The 17,968-nt window shown below is 73.0% G+C and carries 21 protein-coding genes; 14 read left to right on the forward strand and 7 right to left on the reverse strand.

Annotated features, from left to right (window positions below; all coding sequences use genetic code 11):
• Positions 1-36: 36 nt before the first annotated feature.
• Both ACIQU4_RS25365 and ACIQU4_RS25370 read left to right on the forward strand, forming a co-directional pair.
• On the forward strand, positions 37-258 hold the full coding sequence (locus ACIQU4_RS25365; protein ID WP_030163146.1) for a helix-turn-helix domain-containing protein: 222 nt from the start codon (positions 37-39) through the stop codon (positions 256-258).
• A gap of 162 nt (positions 259-420) precedes the next feature.
• Complete coding sequence (locus ACIQU4_RS25370; RefSeq protein WP_053692585.1) at positions 421-1,200, forward strand: enoyl-CoA hydratase/isomerase family protein; 780 nt, start codon at positions 421-423, stop codon at positions 1,198-1,200.
• A gap of 2 nt (positions 1,201-1,202) precedes the next feature.
• Here the strand turns inward: ACIQU4_RS25370 and ACIQU4_RS25375 are convergent, their stop codons facing one another.
• Positions 1,203-2,156: a zinc-binding dehydrogenase gene (locus tag ACIQU4_RS25375; RefSeq protein ID WP_403734839.1), complete on the reverse strand. Its 954-nt coding sequence runs from the start codon at positions 2,154-2,156 to the stop codon at positions 1,203-1,205.
• A gap of 186 nt (positions 2,157-2,342) precedes the next feature.
• Between ACIQU4_RS25375 and ACIQU4_RS25380 the strand changes: the two genes are divergently transcribed.
• From ACIQU4_RS25380 to amaP, 5 genes are read left to right on the forward strand one after another with little or no spacing between them, the layout of a single operon-like run.
• Complete coding sequence (locus ACIQU4_RS25380) at positions 2,343-2,774, forward strand: Asp23/Gls24 family envelope stress response protein (RefSeq protein WP_403734842.1); 432 nt, start codon at positions 2,343-2,345, stop codon at positions 2,772-2,774.
• Between the two features lie 10 nt (positions 2,775-2,784).
• On the forward strand, positions 2,785-2,967 hold the full coding sequence (locus ACIQU4_RS25385) for a hypothetical protein (RefSeq protein ID WP_403734845.1): 183 nt from the start codon (positions 2,785-2,787) through the stop codon (positions 2,965-2,967).
• Between the two features lie 7 nt (positions 2,968-2,974).
• Positions 2,975-3,385: a hypothetical protein gene (locus ACIQU4_RS25390; protein ID WP_403734848.1), complete on the forward strand. Its 411-nt coding sequence runs from the start codon at positions 2,975-2,977 to the stop codon at positions 3,383-3,385.
• Positions 3,382-3,990: a DUF6286 domain-containing protein gene (locus ACIQU4_RS25395; RefSeq protein ID WP_403734851.1), complete on the forward strand. Its 609-nt coding sequence runs from the start codon at positions 3,382-3,384 to the stop codon at positions 3,988-3,990. The genes ACIQU4_RS25390 and ACIQU4_RS25395 overlap by 4 nt, the downstream gene beginning before the upstream one ends.
• Positions 3,991-3,994: 4 nt before the next feature.
• Positions 3,995-4,570, forward strand: a complete 576-nt coding sequence (gene amaP / locus ACIQU4_RS25400; protein ID WP_403734853.1) for an alkaline shock response membrane anchor protein AmaP — start codon at positions 3,995-3,997, stop codon at positions 4,568-4,570.
• 218 nt (positions 4,571-4,788) lie between these two features.
• Here amaP and ACIQU4_RS25405 read toward each other — a convergent pair whose 3' ends face one another.
• The 5 genes from ACIQU4_RS25405 to ACIQU4_RS25425 form a co-directional block, all read right to left on the reverse strand.
• Complete coding sequence (locus ACIQU4_RS25405; protein ID WP_403734856.1) at positions 4,789-5,544, reverse strand: SDR family oxidoreductase; 756 nt, start codon at positions 5,542-5,544, stop codon at positions 4,789-4,791.
• A gap of 9 nt (positions 5,545-5,553) precedes the next feature.
• Positions 5,554-6,348, reverse strand: coding sequence for an SURF1 family protein (locus ACIQU4_RS25410; protein WP_403734859.1), 795 nt, complete (start codon positions 6,346-6,348; stop codon positions 5,554-5,556).
• Positions 6,349-6,501: 153 nt separating this feature from the next.
• Positions 6,502-6,735 carry a hypothetical protein gene (locus ACIQU4_RS25415; protein ID WP_403734861.1) on the reverse strand — a complete coding sequence of 78 codons (234 nt, stop codon included), beginning with the start codon at positions 6,733-6,735 and terminating at the stop codon, positions 6,502-6,504.
• A gap of 64 nt (positions 6,736-6,799) precedes the next feature.
• Positions 6,800-7,777, reverse strand: a complete 978-nt coding sequence (locus ACIQU4_RS25420) for a DEDDh family exonuclease (protein ID WP_403734864.1) — start codon at positions 7,775-7,777, stop codon at positions 6,800-6,802.
• A 74-nt stretch (positions 7,778-7,851) separates the two neighbouring features.
• Complete coding sequence (locus tag ACIQU4_RS25425) at positions 7,852-8,487, reverse strand: TetR/AcrR family transcriptional regulator (protein ID WP_403734867.1); 636 nt, start codon at positions 8,485-8,487, stop codon at positions 7,852-7,854.
• A gap of 125 nt (positions 8,488-8,612) precedes the next feature.
• Here ACIQU4_RS25425 and ACIQU4_RS25430 point away from each other — a divergent pair, with 125 nt between their 5' ends.
• From ACIQU4_RS25430 to ACIQU4_RS25460, 7 genes are all read left to right on the forward strand, one after another.
• Positions 8,613-9,410 carry an acetoacetate decarboxylase family protein gene (locus ACIQU4_RS25430; RefSeq protein WP_403734869.1) on the forward strand — a complete coding sequence of 266 codons (798 nt, stop codon included), beginning with the start codon at positions 8,613-8,615 and terminating at the stop codon, positions 9,408-9,410.
• Position 9,411: 1 nt separating this feature from the next.
• Positions 9,412-10,296, forward strand: coding sequence for an SDR family NAD(P)-dependent oxidoreductase (locus ACIQU4_RS25435; protein ID WP_403734872.1), 885 nt, complete (start codon positions 9,412-9,414; stop codon positions 10,294-10,296).
• 12 nt (positions 10,297-10,308) lie between these two features.
• Positions 10,309-11,616, forward strand: coding sequence for an amidohydrolase family protein (locus ACIQU4_RS25440; RefSeq protein WP_403734874.1), 1,308 nt, complete (start codon positions 10,309-10,311; stop codon positions 11,614-11,616).
• The gene (locus ACIQU4_RS25445) at positions 11,613-12,836 is read left to right on the forward strand and encodes an amidohydrolase family protein (protein ID WP_403734877.1); all 1,224 of its coding nucleotides are present in this window, start codon (positions 11,613-11,615) and stop codon (positions 12,834-12,836) included. The genes ACIQU4_RS25440 and ACIQU4_RS25445 overlap by 4 nt, the downstream gene beginning before the upstream one ends.
• A 625-nt stretch (positions 12,837-13,461) precedes the next feature.
• Positions 13,462-14,400 carry a sterol desaturase family protein gene (locus ACIQU4_RS25450; protein WP_403734880.1) on the forward strand — a complete coding sequence of 313 codons (939 nt, stop codon included), beginning with the start codon at positions 13,462-13,464 and terminating at the stop codon, positions 14,398-14,400.
• Positions 14,397-15,110 (forward strand): lysoplasmalogenase, encoded by a 714-nt coding sequence (locus ACIQU4_RS25455; RefSeq protein ID WP_403734883.1) that lies wholly within the window; start codon positions 14,397-14,399, stop codon positions 15,108-15,110. The genes ACIQU4_RS25450 and ACIQU4_RS25455 overlap by 4 nt, the downstream gene beginning before the upstream one ends.
• Positions 15,111-15,138: 28 nt before the next feature.
• Entirely contained in the window at positions 15,139-16,182 is a 1,044-nt protein-coding gene (locus ACIQU4_RS25460) for a zinc-dependent alcohol dehydrogenase family protein (RefSeq protein ID WP_403734886.1), read from the forward strand.
• A 76-nt stretch (positions 16,183-16,258) separates the two neighbouring features.
• On the opposite strand, the gene ACIQU4_RS25465 is transcribed toward ACIQU4_RS25460, so the two are convergent.
• Complete coding sequence (locus ACIQU4_RS25465; RefSeq protein ID WP_403734889.1) at positions 16,259-17,800, reverse strand: S8 family peptidase; 1,542 nt, start codon at positions 17,798-17,800, stop codon at positions 16,259-16,261.
• Between the last annotated feature and the right edge of the window lie 168 nt (positions 17,801-17,968).

Here is a 17,968-nt window from a genome sequence, read left to right on the forward strand (position 1 = left end):
AGAAGTCCAGAGCGCACTTCCCATGAGGAGGCACGGGTGGCCGAGACTCTGAAGAAGGGCAGCCGGGTAACCGGCGCCGCGCGCGACAAGCTCGCGGCAGACCTGAAGAAGAAGTACGACTCCGGTGCGAGTATCCGTGCGCTGGCCGAGGAAACCGGCCGGTCCTACGGATTCGTCCACCGGATGCTCAGCGAGTCCGGAGTCATTCTGCGTGGTCGCGGTGGCGCGACGCGCGGCAAGAAGGCGGCTTCGGCCTGACCCCGCTCCAGGCCGTCAGGCCCGGATCCGGGGCGGATCACGCTCGCCTGCCCACACCGTAGTTCCTTCGGTGACCCCCGGTCGGCCTTCCGGTCGACCGGGTGGTTACTGTGCAGTCACTTAGGCCGGGATTGCGGCCGACTGCACACCGGAGGCACACCGATGGCTCTGCTCGACAAGGACGGCGTACGGCTCACCGTGGACGACTCGGTCGCGACGGTGACACTGACCAATCCGGCCAAGCGAAACGCTCAGTCCCCCGCGCTCTGGCGGGCGTTGGCGGAGGCCGGAAGGTCGTTGCCGGGCACCGTCCGGGTCGTGGTGCTGCGCGGTGAGGGCAAGTCCTTCTCCGCCGGACTCGACCGGCAGGCGTTCACCCCCGAAGGTTTCGAGGGTGAGCCGTCCTTCCTCGATCTGGCGCGCGGTTCGGACGAGCTGCTCGACTCCACCATTGCCGAGTACCAGGAGGCATTCACCTGGTGGCGGCGCAACGACATCGTCTCCATCGCCGCCGTACAGGGCCATGCGATCGGCGCCGGCTTCCAGCTCGCGCTGGCGTGTGACCTGCGCGTGGTCGCGGACGACGTGCAGTTCGCCATGCGCGAGACCAGCCTGGGTCTCGTGCCCGACCTGGCCGGGACGCAGCCGCTGACCTCGCTGGTCGGCTATGCCCGCGCGCTGGAGATCTGCGCGACGGGCCGCTTCGTGCATGCCGAGGAGGCCGAGCGGGTCGGGCTGGCCAACCTGGTCGTACCGGCCGATGAGCTGGACGCGGCGGTGCAGGACCTCACGACGGCGCTGCTGGCTCCGCCGCGCGATGCCGTCATCGAGACGAAGGCCCTGCTCCGCGATGCCGGATCCCGGCCCTACGATGCCCAGCGCTCGGCGGAGCGCGCCGCCCAGGCCCGCCGCCTGCGCGACCTGGCCGGCCTCTCGGACTGACCTCAGGGGATCAGGAGGGCTTTGCCCGGGATGGCGCGCGCCTCGATGGCGCGGTGGGCTTCCGCTGCGTCCGCCAGCGGGAACCTGCGTGCGATCACCGGGCGGAGCCGCCCCGCCGCCGCTTCGGCCAGGGCGAAGCCCGCCAGGCGGGTGATCTCCGCCGGCGGGAACTGGACCTCCGCGATCCCGCGCAGGGCGATCCCGCGCCGCTCCGCCTCCGCCGGGTCCAGTGCGGTGAAGCCGCCGCTCGGCGCGCCGTGCGCCGAGACCCGCCCGCCGTCCCGGACCAGCCCGAAGCCGGCCAGGCCCAGCTCGCCGCCGACCCCGTCCAGCAGGACGTCCACCGGACCGCCGACCGCCCCGGTCCAGCCCGGCTCCGTGTAGTCCACCGCCCGGTCCGCGCCCAGCTCCCGGATCAGCGCGAGCTTCCGCTCGCCCCGCGCCGCCCCCACCACGTACGCCCCCGCCGCCACCGCGAACTGCACCAGCAGCGTCCCCATCCCGCCGGCCGCGCCCAGGATCAGCACCCGGTCGCCCGCCTTGATCCCGACGCCCTCGGCGATGCCCGAACCGGTCACCCCGTCGTGCGCCAGGGCTGCCGCCTCCGCGGACTCCAGGCCGTCCGGAACCGGGACCAGCAGTTCCACCGGGACCCGGACCAGCTCCGCGTACGTCCCCTTCGTACCCGGGGCGGCCACCACCCGGCGGCCCCGCCAGTGCGGGTCCACCCCCTCGCCCACCGCGACGACCGTCCCCGCGGCCGCGCCGCCCGGCACGTACGGCGGGTGGATGCCGAAGGACTCGCCCCAGCCCCCGCGGATCTGGGTCTCCACGAAGATCGTGTCCACGGCCTCGGCCCGGACCACCACCTCGCCCGCGCCCGGGAGCGGATCCGGCAGCTCCACCGGCACCAGGACCTCCGGACCGCCGTACCCGTCCACCCGTATCGCCCGCATGATGTTCTCCCTGTCCGAAAACGGCCTCTCGGCCTTGATCACCGGCCACTCTCCGACCTCAACCGCAGTTGAGGTCAAGCAGTGGCGGGGGTCCGTTCCCGGCCGACCGGCGTAGTCCCGGCGCGCCACCGCCGCCCCGCGCTTACCGTGGTGCGGAGTGAGTCCATCCGCGCGAAGGGACACGCGATGACCGAATCCGCATCCGGGGGCGCCTCCCGAAGCCCGGCCGACCGCGGCCGCACCACCATCGCCGACGGGGTGGTGGAGAAGATCGCCGGACTCGCCGCCCGCGAGGTGGTCGGCGTCCACGCCATGGGCAGCGGCACCGGCCTCGCCCGTACCTTCGGCGCCGTCCGCGACCGCGTCCCCGGCGGGGCGAAGTCCTCGGTCACCCGCGGGGTCAAGGCCGAGGTCGGCGAGGTGCAGACGGCCCTCGACCTGGAGATCGTCGTCGACTACGGCGTGTCGATCCGCGACGTGGCCCGGGCCGTCCGTGAGAACGTCGTCTCGGCCGTCGAGCGGATGACGAGCCTGGAGGTCGTCGAGGTCAACATCGCGGTCAGCGACGTCAAGCTCCCCGACGAGCCCGACGAGGAGCCGGAGTCCCGACTCCAGTGAAGGAGCCCGTATGAGGATGACGGTCGTCGGCCTCTTCGCCGGCATGGCGCTCGCGTTCGCCGGATACTTCGGCGGGTTCGGGGCCTTCCTGCTGGTGGCGGCGCTCGGCGCCATCGGCTGTGTCGTCGGCCGGTTCCTGGAGGGGGACCTGGAGCCCGGCGACTTCTTCCGCCCCCGCGACCGCGACAAGTGAGGCCCCGATGAGCACGCCACGGGCGACCCCGCAGCGGGTCCCTCCCGCCGATCGGGGGGCCACCCGGATCGCCGACCGGGTCGTCGCCAAGATCGCGGCCCAGGCCGCGAGGGAGGCGCTCACCGCGCAGCCGGACGGGCCGCCCGAAGCCGATCGGGCCGGCTCGGCGGGCGGCGCCGTGGCGGGCGCCCCGCACGCCACCGTCACCGTGCACCACGACATCGCCCGGGTACGGGTGAGCCTGGAGCTCGAATACCCCTCCGACCTCGCCGCCCAGTGTGCGGCCGTACGCCATCAAGTGGTCCGCCGCATCGAGGAGTGCGCCGCCATGTCCGTACCCGAGGTGGACATCGACATCGAGCACCTGCACTCCGCGCACACCCGCACCGCCGCCGTACGGGACCGGAAGCTGCGGTGACGGCGCCCGCCCCCGGCCGGGCGCCGGCCCCCGATCAGGCGCCGGTTCCCGTCCGCGTCGCCCGGTTCCGCTCCGCCCGGCGGATTCCGGCCGCGCTGACCGCCCTGGCCGTGCTCGGGGCGGCGGGCCTGTTCCTCTACGACCTCGCCGCCGTACGGACCCACCGACCCGGCATGGAGTGGCGCCGACAGCTGGCCGACCAGCTGGAGCGGCACACCCCCGCCGACCCGGGGGTGCTGATCGGCGCCGGGGCCCTCGCCGTGGCCGGGGCGGTGCTCCTGTTCCTCGCGCTGACCCCCGGGCTCCGCGGGATCCTGCCGATGCGGCCGCCGGACCCGGACGCCGAGGTACGGGCCGGGCTCGGCCGGAAGGCCGCCGCGCAGGTGCTCCGGGACCGGGCCATGGAGGTGTCCGGGGTGCGGTCGGCGCGGGTCGCGGTGCGGCGGTCCCGCGTCGCGGTCCGTGCGGAGTCCCACTTCCGCGAGCTGGACGACGTACGGGCCGACCTGGAGGAGGTCCTGGCCGTCGGCATCGGGGAACTGGGCCTCGCGCACGCGCCGCGGTCGCGGGTACGCGTCACCCGGGCCCCCGTCGGGAAGGGGTGAGGGGATGCTCGGGACGGTGAACCGGATCCTGCTCGGGATCATCGGCGCCGTGCTGCTGGCCGCCGGGGTGGCGGTGCTGACGGCGCTGCGGCCGCTCGGCGGCCGCCACGAGCCGCTGCTGGGCGAGGCGACCCGCGAGCGGTACTGGCACGCCGAGGGCTGGTGGTGGTGGGCGGTGCTCGCCGGGCTCGGGGTGTGCGTGGTACTCGCCCTGTGGTGGCTGCTGGCGCAGCTGCGGCGCCCGCGGCTGCCCGCGGTGCTGGTGGACACCGGCGACGGGGCGTTCGCGGTACTGCGCGGGCGGGCCCTGGAGGAGGCGGTGGCCGCGGAGGCGGGGGCACTGGACGGGGTCGCCCGGTGCAGCGTCGTCCTGCGCGGCCGGCAGGGGCGCCGGAGCCGGCGCACGGCCCCGAAGCTGCGGGTGGAGCTGGAACTGGAGCCGCATGCCGTCCCGGCCGACGCCCTGGCGGAGCTGGCCGGGCCGGTGCTGAGCCACGCCCGCCGGTCGGCGGGCCTCCCCGAACTGCCCGCGGAGGCCCGCTTCCGAATCACCTCCCACCGGGCCCGGCGCGTCACCTAGGGGGTGTCTTACGGATCAGGCCGGGCTCGCGGCGTCTGGTGCCGCGCCTCGCCGCGTTGTCCTCACTCGCCGACGTCCCCCAGCCACCGCCGGGAGGTGCCCCCACCGCGTCGACTCCCTCGTCCGCCTTGCGATGCACGGCACCAGACACCGCTCCCTGATCCGGCCCGATCCGGTAAGACACCCCCTGGACCGTGGCGCAGGGGAGGGAGGGGGCGTCAGAAGCCGCGGCGGGCGCCGCCGTCGACCGGGAGCATGATGCCCGTCAGGTACGAGGCCGCGGGCGAGAGAAGGAACGCCGCCGAGCGGCCGAACTCCTCCGGGGTGCCGTAGCGCCGCAGCGGAATGCCGGATTCGTTGGCCGCGCGGGCCGCCGCCGCATCGCCCGACAGGGCGTCGAGCTCGCGGACGCGGTCGGTGTCGATCCGGGCCGGGAGCAGCCCGACCACGCGGATGCCGCGCGGTCCGAGCTCCACCGACAGGGACTTGGCGAAGCCGGCCAGCCCCGGCCGCAGGCCGTTGGAGATCGTCAGCCCCTGGACCGGCTCGTAGACCGAGCTCGACAGGACGAAGCCGATGACCCCGCCCTCGCCCAGCTCGGCCGCCGCCGCGCGGGCCAGGCGTACCGCGCCCAGGAAGACCGACTCGAACGCCGCCGCCCACTGCTCGTCGGTGTTGCTCGCCGCCGAACCGGGGGCGGGGCCGCCGACGCTGATGAGGATGCCGTCGAGGCGGCCGAACCGTTCCTTCGCGGTGGCGACGAGCGCGGCCGCCGCCCGGGGGTCGGAGTTGTCCGCGGCGACGCCCACGGCGTTCGGACCCAGCGAGGCCGCCGCCTCGGCGGCGCGCGCCGCGTCGCGGCCCGTCACGATCACTTTCGCGCCGTCCGCCGCCAGTTCGCGGGCCGAGGCGAAGCCCAGGCCGCGGGTGGCTCCGGTGACGATGTAGACACGGTCTTTCAGTCCAAGATCCATGCCGACACGCTACGCCGTCGGCGCCGGCTCCCGATCGGGGTCGGCGCCGGCCGCCGCGGCCGCCGCGCGGTCGCGCTTCTCGCGCCGTACGAGGACCAGCCAGCCCACCGGTACCGACGCGGCGAACAGCCACCACTGCACGGCGTACGCCATGTGCGGGCCGATCGAGTCGTGGTCGGGGTCGGCGACCGGCTCGGGGCTGCCGCCCGCCGCGGCCGGAGCGGTGAGCTCCATGTAGCCGCCGAGGACGGGCTTGCCCAGGTACTCCGCCTGCTGGGCGCTGTTGATCAGCATCACCTGGCGGTCCGGCAGGCCCTTGCGGTCCTTGATTCCGCTGCCGCCGCTCGTCTCGTCGGCCTTCAGCCGCCCGGTGACGGTCACCTCGCCCGAGGGCGCGGCCGGTACGGGCGGGTACGCGCGCGGGTCGTCGCCGCCCGCCACCCAGCCGCGGTTGACCAGGGCCACCCGGCCGTCGGCGAGCACCAGCGGGGTCAGGACGTGGAAGCCGACCTTGTCGTCGTTGTCGGTGCGCATCCGTACGACGACCTCGTGCGCGGTGTCGTACGTGCCGGTGGCGGTGACGGCGCGCCAGAAGTCGGCCCGCGGGACCTGGTGGCCGGGGGAGGTCACCTCGGTCACGGGCACCGGCTTCGCGGACAGGTTCGCCGCGATCAGCTCGTTCTGCGCGACCCGGTGCTCATGCCGGTGGTACTGCCAGAACCCGAGCTTGATCATCGCGGGGATGAGGGCGAGGGCGATGAGGGTGAGGCACACCCATTGCCGGGTCAGCACAAAGCGGTACACGCCCACGACGGTACCCCCAGCCGAGAAGACCCCGGCGGCCGGGTGGCCGTCCGGGGTCGGGGAGGGAGAGGGGGAGGGGGAGGGACGGGGGAGGGGAGGGGAGGGAGGGGAGGGAGAGGGGAGGGAGAGGGGAAGTGACGGGGGCGGGGAGGGTCACACGCGGTCGACGATGCCCACCTTCCCCTCCGCGCGGGCGCAGTGCGCCCCGCAGAACCACTGGCCCCCGACCTCGACGCCCTGTCCGATGATCTGCACCCGGCAGTGCTCGCAGATGGGCGCCATGCGGTGGATGGCGCAGGAGAAGCAGTCGAAGACGTGCACGCTGCCCTGCGCGTGCACCTCGAAGGACATGCCGTAATCGTTTCCGCAGACCTCACAACGTGCCATGCGCCACAGGGTGGGACCGGACGGGCGGGACGGGAAAGCGGGCGCCGGGCGAGTCGCCCGACGCTCACCCGTCTGCCGCAGCCACGTCCCGCAGCAGTTGGGTGAAGGCCGCCTCGTCGACCACCGGCGTACCGAAGGACTTCGCCTTGACCGTCTTGGAGGTGGCCGAGTCGGGGTCGTTCGTCACGAGCAGGCTCGTGAGCCGCGACACACTCGTCGCGACGTGCAGCCCCGCCTCGATCGCCCGGTCCTCCAGCAGCTCCCGGTCCACCGAGGTGTCACCCGAGAAGGCGATCCGCATGCCCTGCTTGAGCGGTTCGCCGTCCTCGAAGCGCCCCGGGTTCGGGTGCGGACACGGCGGCCGCTTGCGCGAGGGCCGCCAGCCGGAGCTCCCGTACGAGGCCTGGTGGCCGATCCGCGGGGTGACGGGGGAGTCCGACCACTCCGTCAGCGGCCGGCACTCCAGCAGGGGCAGCCGTACGCCGTCCCGCGCGGCGGCGTGCAGCGACGGACGGAACGCCTCCGCGAGCACGCGGGCGTCGTCGAGCGCGTGGTGGGCGCGCTGCTGGACCACGCCGAAGTGCGCGGCGAGCGACTCCAGCTTGTGGTTGGGCAGCGGGAGGTTCAGCTCCTTCGACAGGGCGATGGTGCACAGCCGCTGACGGACCGGCGCGGTCTCGGCGGCCCGCGCGTACTCCCGGGCGATCATCTGCCAGTCGAACATGGCGTTGTGCGCGACGAGCACCCGGTCCGCGAGCCGGCCCGCGAACTCCTCGGCGATGTCCTTGAAGAGCGGCGCGTCCTGGAGCATGTCGCTGGTCAGTCCGTGGATCCAGACCGGACCCGGGTCCCGCTGGGGGTTGACCAGGGTGTACCAGTGGTCCTCGACGTTGCCCTGCGCGTCGAGCCGGTAGACGGCGGCGGAGATTATCCGGTCGTCGCGAGCGAGCCCGGTCGTCTCCACGTCGACGACCGCGTACCCCTCGGGGTACGCGGTCGGCCACGTCGTCTCTGCGGTCGTACGGTCGTCGAGCATGGTCACAGAGGATATCGGCACCGACTGACACCCGGTGCCCGACGGGTTCGGCCGCCCGAGCGCGGGGTCCGCAAACCGGATTACCGCAGGGGTGGGTTCGGGGATGCCAGCAGGGAGCGGACGAGGGCGCGCAGGGAGAGCAGGAACAGGCGTTCCGGGTCGGCCGGGCGGGCGAGGGCGCGGGCGAGCTCCGGGTCGTCGGGGGCCACGGCAGGGTCCCAGAGGTCGCTCTCGGCGGGGGACTGGGTGGGGGAGCGCTCGCGGTTGCGCTCCACGAGGAGGTACCCGACGATCTGGAACTGGACCGCGCGCACGGCGTCGGCGGCCCGCGCCCCGCGCAGCCCGGCCGCGTGCACCTCGTGGACCAGGGCCTGCTGGGCGGGCAGGAACATCCGCTCGGTGAGGCCGCGTTCGTGGACCATCGCGATCAGGTGCGGCCGCTCGCGCAGTTCGCGGCGCAGGGTCCGGGCCACGGACAGGATCCGCTCGACGGGGGTGCGGCCGGCCGGCCGTATCGCGCCCATCTCCTGGACGGTCCGCTCCACGAGGGCGTCGAGCAGCGATTCGCGGTTGCCGACGTGCCAGTAGATGGAGGTCACCGCCGTGCCCAGCTCGGCGGCGAGTTTGCGCATGGTGAGGGCGGCCGGGCCGTGCTGCTTGACCAGGGAGGCGGCCGCCGCCAGTACCTCGTCACGGGTGAGCGTGGTTCTGGCCATGGCCGTCTCCCGCCAATCTGTCGGATCGTCAGTTCTGGTCCGTGCAGGGGTCTTTACCCTTCATCGGTCGCGGTGTAACTGTGTTACAGAACCGATCCGCTCAAGGACGAGGGATGGTGCGAGACATGGCACGCGTACGGTACGGAGCGCGCACCGAGGCCGAGATCACGGCGTCGCGCGAGAAGAGTTCCCGGCTCCCCGACATCTGGTCCACCGGAGTGGTGGCGGTCTGGGAGAGCGACCCGGACGTGGTGGCGGCCGTCCTGCCGCCGCCGCTCAAGCCCGCCGAGCGGCCCCTCGTACGGGCCAACATCAGCAAGGTCGACCTGCCCGGCTACCCCCTCGGCGCCGGCTCGGTGGCCGTCGCCGCCCAGCACGACGGGGTCGAAGGCTGGTACCCGCTGGTCATGCCGATGACCCACGAGCGGGCCCTGATCGGCGGCCGCGAGGTCTTCGGCGAGCCGAAGAAGCTGGGCGAGGTCGACGTCGAGCGCGAGGGCCTGGTCATACGGGCGTCCCTGGCCCGGCACGGGATCGCCTTCGTGGAGGTGCGCGGGGCGGTGGACCGCGAACTGCCGCTGCCCGAGCCCGCCGCCAAGACCGACTTCTACTTCAAATTCCTCCCGGCGGTGGACGGTTCGGGCTTCGACGCCGACCCGGTGCTCGTACACGTCACCCGCAACGAGAAGGTCCGCAAGCTGGAGCACATCACCGGTGACGTGGTCCTGCGCGAGTCGATGTTCGACCCCGTCGCCGACCTCCCCGTACGCCGGATCGTGGAGATCACCATCGGCGAGAAGACCACCGACCAGAAGGGTCGCGTCGTCGAGCGCGTCAGCGCCCGGGCCCTCCTCCCGTACGTCCACCAGCGCTACGACGACCCGATGCAGATCCTCGACGGCCCGCCCGAGGGGAGCGTGTGACATGCGGCTCGAACCCGGACAGGTGGCCGTCGTCACCGGCGCCGCGAGCGGCATCGGTCTCGCGATGGCCCGCCGCTTCGCGGCCGAGGGGCTGAAGGTCGTCCTCGCCGACGTGGAGGAGGGGGCCCTGCGCAAGGCCGCCGACGAGCTGACCGCCGACGGCGCCCAGGTGCTGGCCCGGCTCGTCGACGTCAGTGACCGCGACTCCGTGATCGCGCTGGCCGACGCCGCGTACGACGCCTTCGGCGCCGTGCACGTGCTCTGCAACAACGCGGGCGTCGGCTCCGGCGCCGAGGGCCGGATGTGGGAGCACGAGCCCAACGACTGGAAGTGGGCCTTCTCCGTCAACGTCTGGGGCGTCTTCCACGGCATCCAGGCCTTCGTCCCGCGCATGATCGCGGGCGGCGGCCCCGGCCACGTCGTCAACACCTCCTCCGGCGACGGCGGCATCGCCCCGCTGCCCACCGCCTCCGTCTACGCCGTCACCAAGGCGGCCGTCGTCACCATGACCGAGTCGCTGTACGCGCACCTCAAGGCGGAACGCGCGGCCATCGGCGCCTCCGTCCTGTTCCCCGGACCGCACATGCTGCGCACCGGGCTGTGGGAGTCGCACCGCAACCGGCCCGAGCGGTACGCGAAGCAGCGGCCGCGCAAGACCCCGTACCGCAGCCTCGACCAGTACGAGGCCGCGATGAAGCAGGCCGGCCACGAGGTGGACTTCACCCCGGTCGAGGAGGTCGCCGAGCACGTCGTCGACGGCATCCGCGCCGACCGCTTCTGGATGCTCCCGGCGAGCGAGCACAGCGACCGGCAGATCCGCGCCCGGTCGCAGTCGATGCTCGACCGCGCCAACCCCGCCTACCTGGAGAGCTTCATCCTCGACTGAGGAGCGTTTGCAGTGAGTGAGACCGTGAACGACAGCAGCGCGTACGAAGACCCGTACCTGATCATCTCCTCCGACTGCCACGCGGGACTGCCGACCGAGCAGTACCGCCCGTACCTCGACTCCCGCTTCCACCCCCAGTTCGACGAGTTCCTCGGCCAGCGCGACGCCCGCCGCGCCGAGGCCACACGCCTCGGCGTCCGCAACGAGGCCTTCGCCGAGAAGTGGTTCCACGATCACGAGGAAGGCCTCAGGGGCGGCTGGGACACGGCGCAGCGCCTGAAGGAGCTCGACGGCGACGGGGTCGCCGCCGAGGTCGTCTTCCCCGACGCCGACGCCGTGGACAGCCAGACCGCCGCCCCCTTCGGGGTGGGCCTCGGGCTCTCCGGCGACCAGGACCCCGAGCTCGGCATGGCGGGCGCGCAGGCGCACAACCGCTGGCTGGCGGAGTTCGTCTCCGAGACCCCCGAGCGGCACTGCGGGGTCGCCCTGCTGCCCATCACGGGCGAGCCGTCGAAGGTCGTCGCCGAGATACACCGGGCCAAGGAGTCCGGACTGGGCGCGCTGATGATCCCCGCGATGTGGGTGGACAAGGCGCCGTACCACGACCGCCGCTACGACCCGGTGTGGGCGGCGGCGGCCGAGACGCGGATGCCGATCGTCACCCACTCGGGGTCCTCGCCGCGCCACGAGTACGGCGACCACCTCGGCATCTTCGTCTCCGAGGTCACGTGGTGGCCGTCCCGCCCGCTGTGGTTCCTGCTCTGGTCCGGGGTCTTCGAGCGGCACCCGGGGCTGCGGTTCGGCGTCGCCGAGTCGGGCTGCTGGTGGCTGCCGAACCAGCTGTGGTTCATGGACCGGCTCTACCTCGGCGCGCACGGCGGCAAGAAGCTGTCGCCGTTCGAGGAGCTCAAGCGCCCGCCGAGCGAGTACCTGGACCGCCAGGTGTTCATCTGCGCGACGAACACCAAGCGGCGCGAGCTCGCCCAGCGCTACGAGATCGGCGTGGACAACATCCTGTGGGGCTCGGACTTCCCGCACCCCGAGGGGACCTGGCCGCGCACCCGGACCTGGCTGAAGAACACCTTCCACGACATCCCGGTCGGCGAGACCCGCCGGATGCTGGGGCTGGCGGCGGCCGAGGTCTTCGGCTTCGACACGCAGAAGCTGGCCCCGCTCGCCCGCCGGATCGGCCCGACCCCGGCGGAGCTCGGCCAGCCGGCCGACCAGGCGTCGGTGGAGTCCTCCTGGGCCCGCTCGCGGGAGACGGGCCGCCACTGGCTGACGGGCGAGGACTTCCCCGCCTTGGGGGTGGACCGATGACGGACACGGACCGGTACACGGTCATCTCGGCGGACTGCCACGCGGGCGCGGACCTGCTGGACTACAAGCCGTACCTGGAGAAGCGGTACCACGAGGAGTTCGACGCCTGGGCCGCCACCTACGTGAACCCGTACGAGGACCTCCTCGCGGACACGGCGGACCGCAACTGGAACTCGGCTCGCCGGCTCGCCGAGCTGGAGGCGGACGGCATCGTGGCGGAGGTGGTCTTCCCGAACACGATCCCGCCGTTCTTCCCCAAGGCCTCGCTCATGGCCCAGCCGCCGACGGCCGCGGAGTACACGATGCGCTGGGCGGGGCTCCAGGCGCACAACCGCTGGCTGGCGGACTTCTGCGCGGACGCGCCGGGGCGGCGGGCGGGTGTGGTCCAGATCCTGCTGAACGACGTGGACGCGGCGGTGAAGGAGGTCCGCCGCACGCGGGAAGCCGGCCTGACGGGCGGGATCCTGCTGCCCGGCGTCCCGCCCGGCTCGTCGGTCCCCGAGCTGTACTCGGCCGCGTACGACCCGATCTGGGCGGTGTGCGACGAGCTGGACGTCCCGGTCAACCACCACGGCGGCTCGGCCTCGCCGCCGCTCGGCGACGAACCGGCCGCGAGGGCGGTCTTCATGGTCGAGACGACCTGGTTCTCGCACCGCGCCCTGTGGCACCTCATCTTCGGCGGGGCGTTCCGCCGCCACCCCGGCCTGAAGCTGGTCCTGACGGAGCAGGGCTCCGGCTGGATCCCGGGGGTCATGGAGATGCTGGACTACTACCACGGCCGCCTGGTCGCGGCGTCGGCCACGGCCGAGTCCAAATTCGGGGCGGGCCTGGCGGAGGCGATGGGCAGGGGCCCGAGCGAGGTCTGGCGGGACAACTGCTTCGTGGGGGCCAGCTTCATGCGCCCCCACGAGGTCCCGCTGCGGGACCGGATCGGCCTCGACAAGATCATGTGGGGCAGCGACTACCCCCACGACGAGGGCACCACCCCCTTCTCCCGCGAGGGCCTCCGCATCGCCTACGCGGGCCTCCCGAGGGACGAGGTGGCCGCAATGGCCGGCGGCAACGCGGCCCGCGTGTACGGCTTCGACCTGGCCCTGTTGGACGGGCTCGCCGCCAAGCACGGCCCGACGGTCGCGGAGATCGCCGAGCCCCTGACGGCGGTCCCGCCGGAAGCCACGAGCCCGGCCTTCGCCAAGGGCGGTTCGGTCCGCGTCTGGTGACGTGCCGTTCCCCTTGCCGGGGCGGCTCGGACGATGGTCCTGAGCCGCTCCGGCGCGATCCGGTCGATGCCCGTCACGGCAGTGCGCCGGTCGAGCTCGATGAACAGGGAGTCCAAGCCGGCCGGCGGGGAGAGGCCGACCTCGCCCGTGCACTCCCGCAGACGCAGCCGGGTGAGTGGCGGTCTGCAGGCTCGCCAGTCCGGGCAACGGAACCTCGCGGACCGACTGGCGGTACTGCCCGTTCCCCGCGATGGTCAGCCCGTCCACGCCCTGCCGGCCGGCGTTCGTGCTCCGGCAGGGGCTCGCACGCCGGGGCCGGGCGGGACGCCATGGTCCGGGCCGGGCGGCGGATCTCCGGTTCGCCGAGCTCGGCCGGGCGGCGCCGGCTCGGGGCCGGTGCGGCCGGATCCGCCGTCAGGCCCGCGCCCGGCGTGCGGCCCGGCAGGGACTTCACCAGCGCCCCCGCCGCCGTCCCCGCCACGCGTAGGAGAACCGTCTCGAAGCCCGTCATCCCCCCGCCCTCCCCCCGGCCCGGAGATTATCGCGCGAACCGCCGGTAACCCCGATGGATACCGATCGGTAACAACCCCTAGCGGCGCCCCCGAACCCGCTCTATGGTGCGGGCATGCCGAACCTGCCCGATGTCGTGCTGTGGTCCATACCCGCCTTTGTGCTGCTCACCGTCATCGAGGTGGTGAGCTACCGGCTCCATCCCGACGAGGACACCGCCGGCTACGACGCCAAGGACGCGGCGACGAGCGTCGCCATGGGCATCGGCAGCATCGGCTTCGACCTGCTCTGGAAGATCCCGGTCGTCGCGGTCTTCACGGCGGTCTACGAACTGACCCCGCTGCGCGTTCCGTTCCTGTGGTGGACCGCCCTGCTGATGCTGCTGGTCCAGGACTTCCTCTACTACTGGCAGCACCGGCTCCACCACGTCATCCGCATCCTGTGGGCCTGCCACGTCGTCCACCACAGCAGCCGGAACTTCAACCTCACCACCGCCCTGCGCCAGCCCTGGACCAGCGCCACCACCTGGTGGTTCTACCTGCCGATGGTCGCCCTCGGCGTGCACCCGGCCGCGATCCCGTTCTGCTACGGCATCAACCTCCTCTACCAGTTCTGGGTCCACACCGAGCGCATCGGGAAGCTCCCGCGGGCCTACGAGTACGTCTTCAACACCCCCTCCCACCACCGCGTCCACCACGCCTCCCAGGGCGGCTACCTGGACCGCAACTTCGGCGGGATCCTGATCATCTGGGACCGGATGTTCGGATCCTGGGTGGGGGAGACCGACCAGCCCGTCTACGGGCTCACCAAGAACATCAGCACCTACAACCCCCTGCGCGTCGCCACCCACGAGTACGCCGCCATCGCCCGCGACGTCCGAGCCGCCCGCAGCTGGCGCGAGCGCGCCGGACGCGTCTTCCGCGGCCCCGGCTGGCAGCCCGCCGCCCCGGTGGCGGCCGAGGTGGCCGAGGTGGCCGAGGTGGCCGAGGCGGCCGAGGCGGCCCAGGCGGCCGAGTCCGCCGCCCCCGCGAAGACCTCGGAGCACGCCGCGTGAGCGACACCGACTCCCGTGCGTTCCGTACGCCCTCCTGGGCGCGGCCCGTGCCCGAGGGAGCCGGCGCCGCCGGCCGCGTCCTGCTCGGCGCCTTCGCCGTCGCCACCGCCCTCGACCTCGGCTCGCTGCTGGCCGACTGGCGCCTCGGGCACGTCCTCGCCAAGCCGCTGCTGATGCCGCTGCTCGTCGCGTACGCCTGCCTTCACGGACACGGGGGCGGCAGGCGGGCGCCCCGCCTGCTGATCGCGGCCCTGCTCTTCGGGTGGGGCGGGGACCTGGCCCTCCTCTTCGACGCCGACCCCGCCTTCCTCGTCGGGATGGGCTCCTTCGCCGCCGGGCACGTCTGCTACCTCGTCCTCTTCGGCCGGGGCGGAACGCATCCCGCGCTCGGGAGCGCGTACGCCCTGGCGCTCGTCGGGACCGTCGCGCTGCTCTGGGGGGACCTGCCGGCCGACCTGCGCATCCCGGTCGCCGGGTACAGCCTGCTCCTCACCGCCATGGCCTACCGATCCAGCGCCCTCGGCCTGCGCGCCGGCCTCGGCGGGGCGCTGTTCCTGCTCTCCGACACGCTGATCGCCACCGGGGTCGCCGACTGGCCGCAGCTGCCGCGCCCCGACTTCTGGATCATGGCCACCTACGTCGCCGCCCAGTACCTGCTGGCCACCGGCGCACTCGCGCAGGCGTACCGTAGGGAAGTCCTACAAGACTGAACCAACTGATCCGGAGGGCTGCACACCCATGCTCGCCACCGTCATCCACGCCCCGCACGACATCCGCGTGGAGGAGGTGCCCGACGCTGCGATCCAGCGCCCCGAGGACGCCGTCGTCCGCGTCCTGCGTGCCTGCATCTGCGGCAGCGACCTGTGGGCCTACCGCGGCGAGGCCGCGCGCCAGCCCGGCCAGCGCATCGGCCACGAGTTCCTCGGCGTCGTCGAGGAGACCGGCTCGGCCGTGTCCGGCCTGAAGGCCGGCGACCTCGTCGTCTCCCCCTTCATGTGGTCCGACGGCACCTGTGACTACTGCTCCGAGAGCCTGTACACCTCCTGCGTGGGCGGCGGCTTCTGGGGCTCCGTCGGCTTCGACGGCGGCCAGGGCGAGGCCGTCCGCGTCCCGCACGCCGACGGCACCCTCGTGAAGCTGCCCGCCGCGGCCGTCTCCGACGACCACCTGCTGACCGGCCTGCTCGCCCTCTCCGACGTCATGGGCACCGGGCACCACGCCGCCCTCGGCGCGGGCGTCCGCAAGGGCTCCACGGTGGCCGTCGTCGGCGACGGCGCGGTCGGCCTGTGCGGGGTCCTCGCCGCCAAGCGTCTCGGCGCCGAGCGGATCATCGCACTGGGCCGCCACACCGTCCGTACGGACATAGCCAAGCTCTTCGGGGCCACCGACGTCGTCGCCGAGCGCGGGGAGGCCGCCGAGGCCGCCGTCCGCGAGCTCACCGGCGGCCAGGGCGCCCACGCGGTCATCGAGGCCGTCGGCACCGAGCAGTCCATGCGCACCGCCGTGAACATCACCCGCGACGGCGGGGCCATCGGCTACGTCGGCGTCCCGCACGGCAGCGGCACCGGCCTCGACCTCGGCGTGATGTTCGACCGCAACATCAGCCTGCGCGGCGGCGTCGCGCCCGTGCGCGCGTACATCCCGGAGCTGCTGGAGGACGTGCTGAGCGGCGCGATCGACCCGGCGCCCGTCTTCGACCGGGCCGTGTCCCTGAACGAGGTCCCGGACGGCTACCGCGCGATGGACGACCGCAGCGCGCTGAAGGTGCTCATCAAGCCCTGACGGTGCCGAACGGCGGGAGGGGCCGGCCCGGGGGGAATCCCCTGGGCCGGCCCCTCCCGTTCAAGCGGTCGAGGCGCTACTTCACGGCCTTCAGCGCGTCCACCACGCCGTAGCCGTAGTACCCGGTCTGGCCCCACTTGCTCTGGCAGGTGGCGGCGTCGACCAGCGCGCCCGTCGCGTCGTAGACCTTCTCCGGGCAGGCCGTCTTCGTGGCCTGGGCCTTCAGCATGGCCTGGAGCTGGGACGGCGTGGCCTTCGGGTGCGCGCTCTTCAGCAGCGCCGCCACGCCCGCCACGTGCGGGCCGGCCATCGAGGTGCCCTGCTTGTAGCCGTAGCCGCCGCCCGGCACGGTCGACAGCACGCGGCCGTTGGCGTCCGGGGTGGCCGGAACCTGCCACTTGTCGCCGCCGGGGGCGGCGACGTCGACGACGCCCAGCCCGAAGCTGGAGTAGTACGACCGGAAGCCCTGGTCGCCGGTCGCGCTCACCGTGACCACACCCGGGAGCTGGGTGGGGATGTCCAGGCAGACGTGCGGGTCGATCGTGCGCGGGACCGGGGTGGCGTCGTCCGGGCTCGTGTTGTCGACGATGGCGTTCGACGCCAGGTCGTGGTTCGAGTTGCCCGCCGAGGCCACGCTGAGCACGCCCCTGCGCTCGGCGTACTTGGTCGCCCGGCCGAGGGCCTCCACCAGCGCCTTCTGGTCGTCGTCCGCCTTGCAGTTGTAGAGCCACGGGTCGACGTAGTAGCTGTTGTTGGTCACCTCGATCCCCTTCTCGGCGGCGAACATGAAGCCGCAGACGACCGCCTCGGTGAAGAACAGGCTGGTGCCCGGCTCGCTCACCTTGATCGCGGCGACCTTCACGCCCGGTGCGACGCCCGCGACGCCGATGCCGTTGCGCGCGGCCGCGATGGTTCCGGCCACGTGCGTGCCGTGGTCGCTGCCGTCGGGGTACGGGCGCCACGCACCGTCCGTGGTGTCCGCGACGCCGCCGACGCAGTTGGCCGACTGGCCCTTGGAGAAGTTCGGGGCGAGGTCCGGGTGGGTGTCGTCGACACCCGTGTCGATGACGCCCACGGTGACGTCGGGGCTGCCATCGTTGATCTTGTGTGCCTGATCGGCCTTGATCGCCCGCAGGTCCCACTGGTTGGGCTCCAGCGGCTCCTGACCGTCCGTGGCCGTCGCCGCCGCCTTGGCGGCGTCCGCCGCGCTGAGCTTCTGCGTCGTGCCCTCCTCGGTGGTCGCCACCGTCTGGAGGGGGGCCGTCCGGGTGGCGCCGACCGACACGAAGAGGCTGCGCTGCGCGCGCAGCTGCTTGGCGAAGTCCGGGTTCTGGGAGTGTGCGACGACGACCCCGATCTGCTCATAGGACGTCACCACCGTTCCACCGGCCCGCTCGACGGCCTTCTTCGCGGCCTTCACCGAGGCGTACGTGGTCAGGTTCGCGACGTACGAGAGCTTGGGGCCGGTGGTGTCGGGCTTCGCCGCGGCCGCCGTACCCGCCGTGTTGCCCAGCGGGGCGGCGGAGGCCGCGACCGAGGGCAGGAAGGCGAGCGAGGCGGTGAGCGCCAGGCCGACCGGAACGGCGATTCGCCGGCGGCCGGGTCCCAGATGAGCCATGGGTTCTCCACATCATCCGTGAAAGAAGCCGTCCGCGCGGGGTCGCGCCGGACGGCGGGTTCATGACAAGTGAACCTAGTGCCGACGTACGACTTTCCGCCATCAGTTCGACGAAATCAGATTCCGAAGAATCATCCGAAGAATCAACGGGTGTTGAACCGTCCCGAC

Origin of the sequence: Streptomyces sp. NPDC090741 (assembly GCF_044769045.1) — a bacterium.
Taxonomy (GTDB): Bacteria; Actinomycetota; Actinomycetes; order Streptomycetales; family Streptomycetaceae; genus Streptomyces.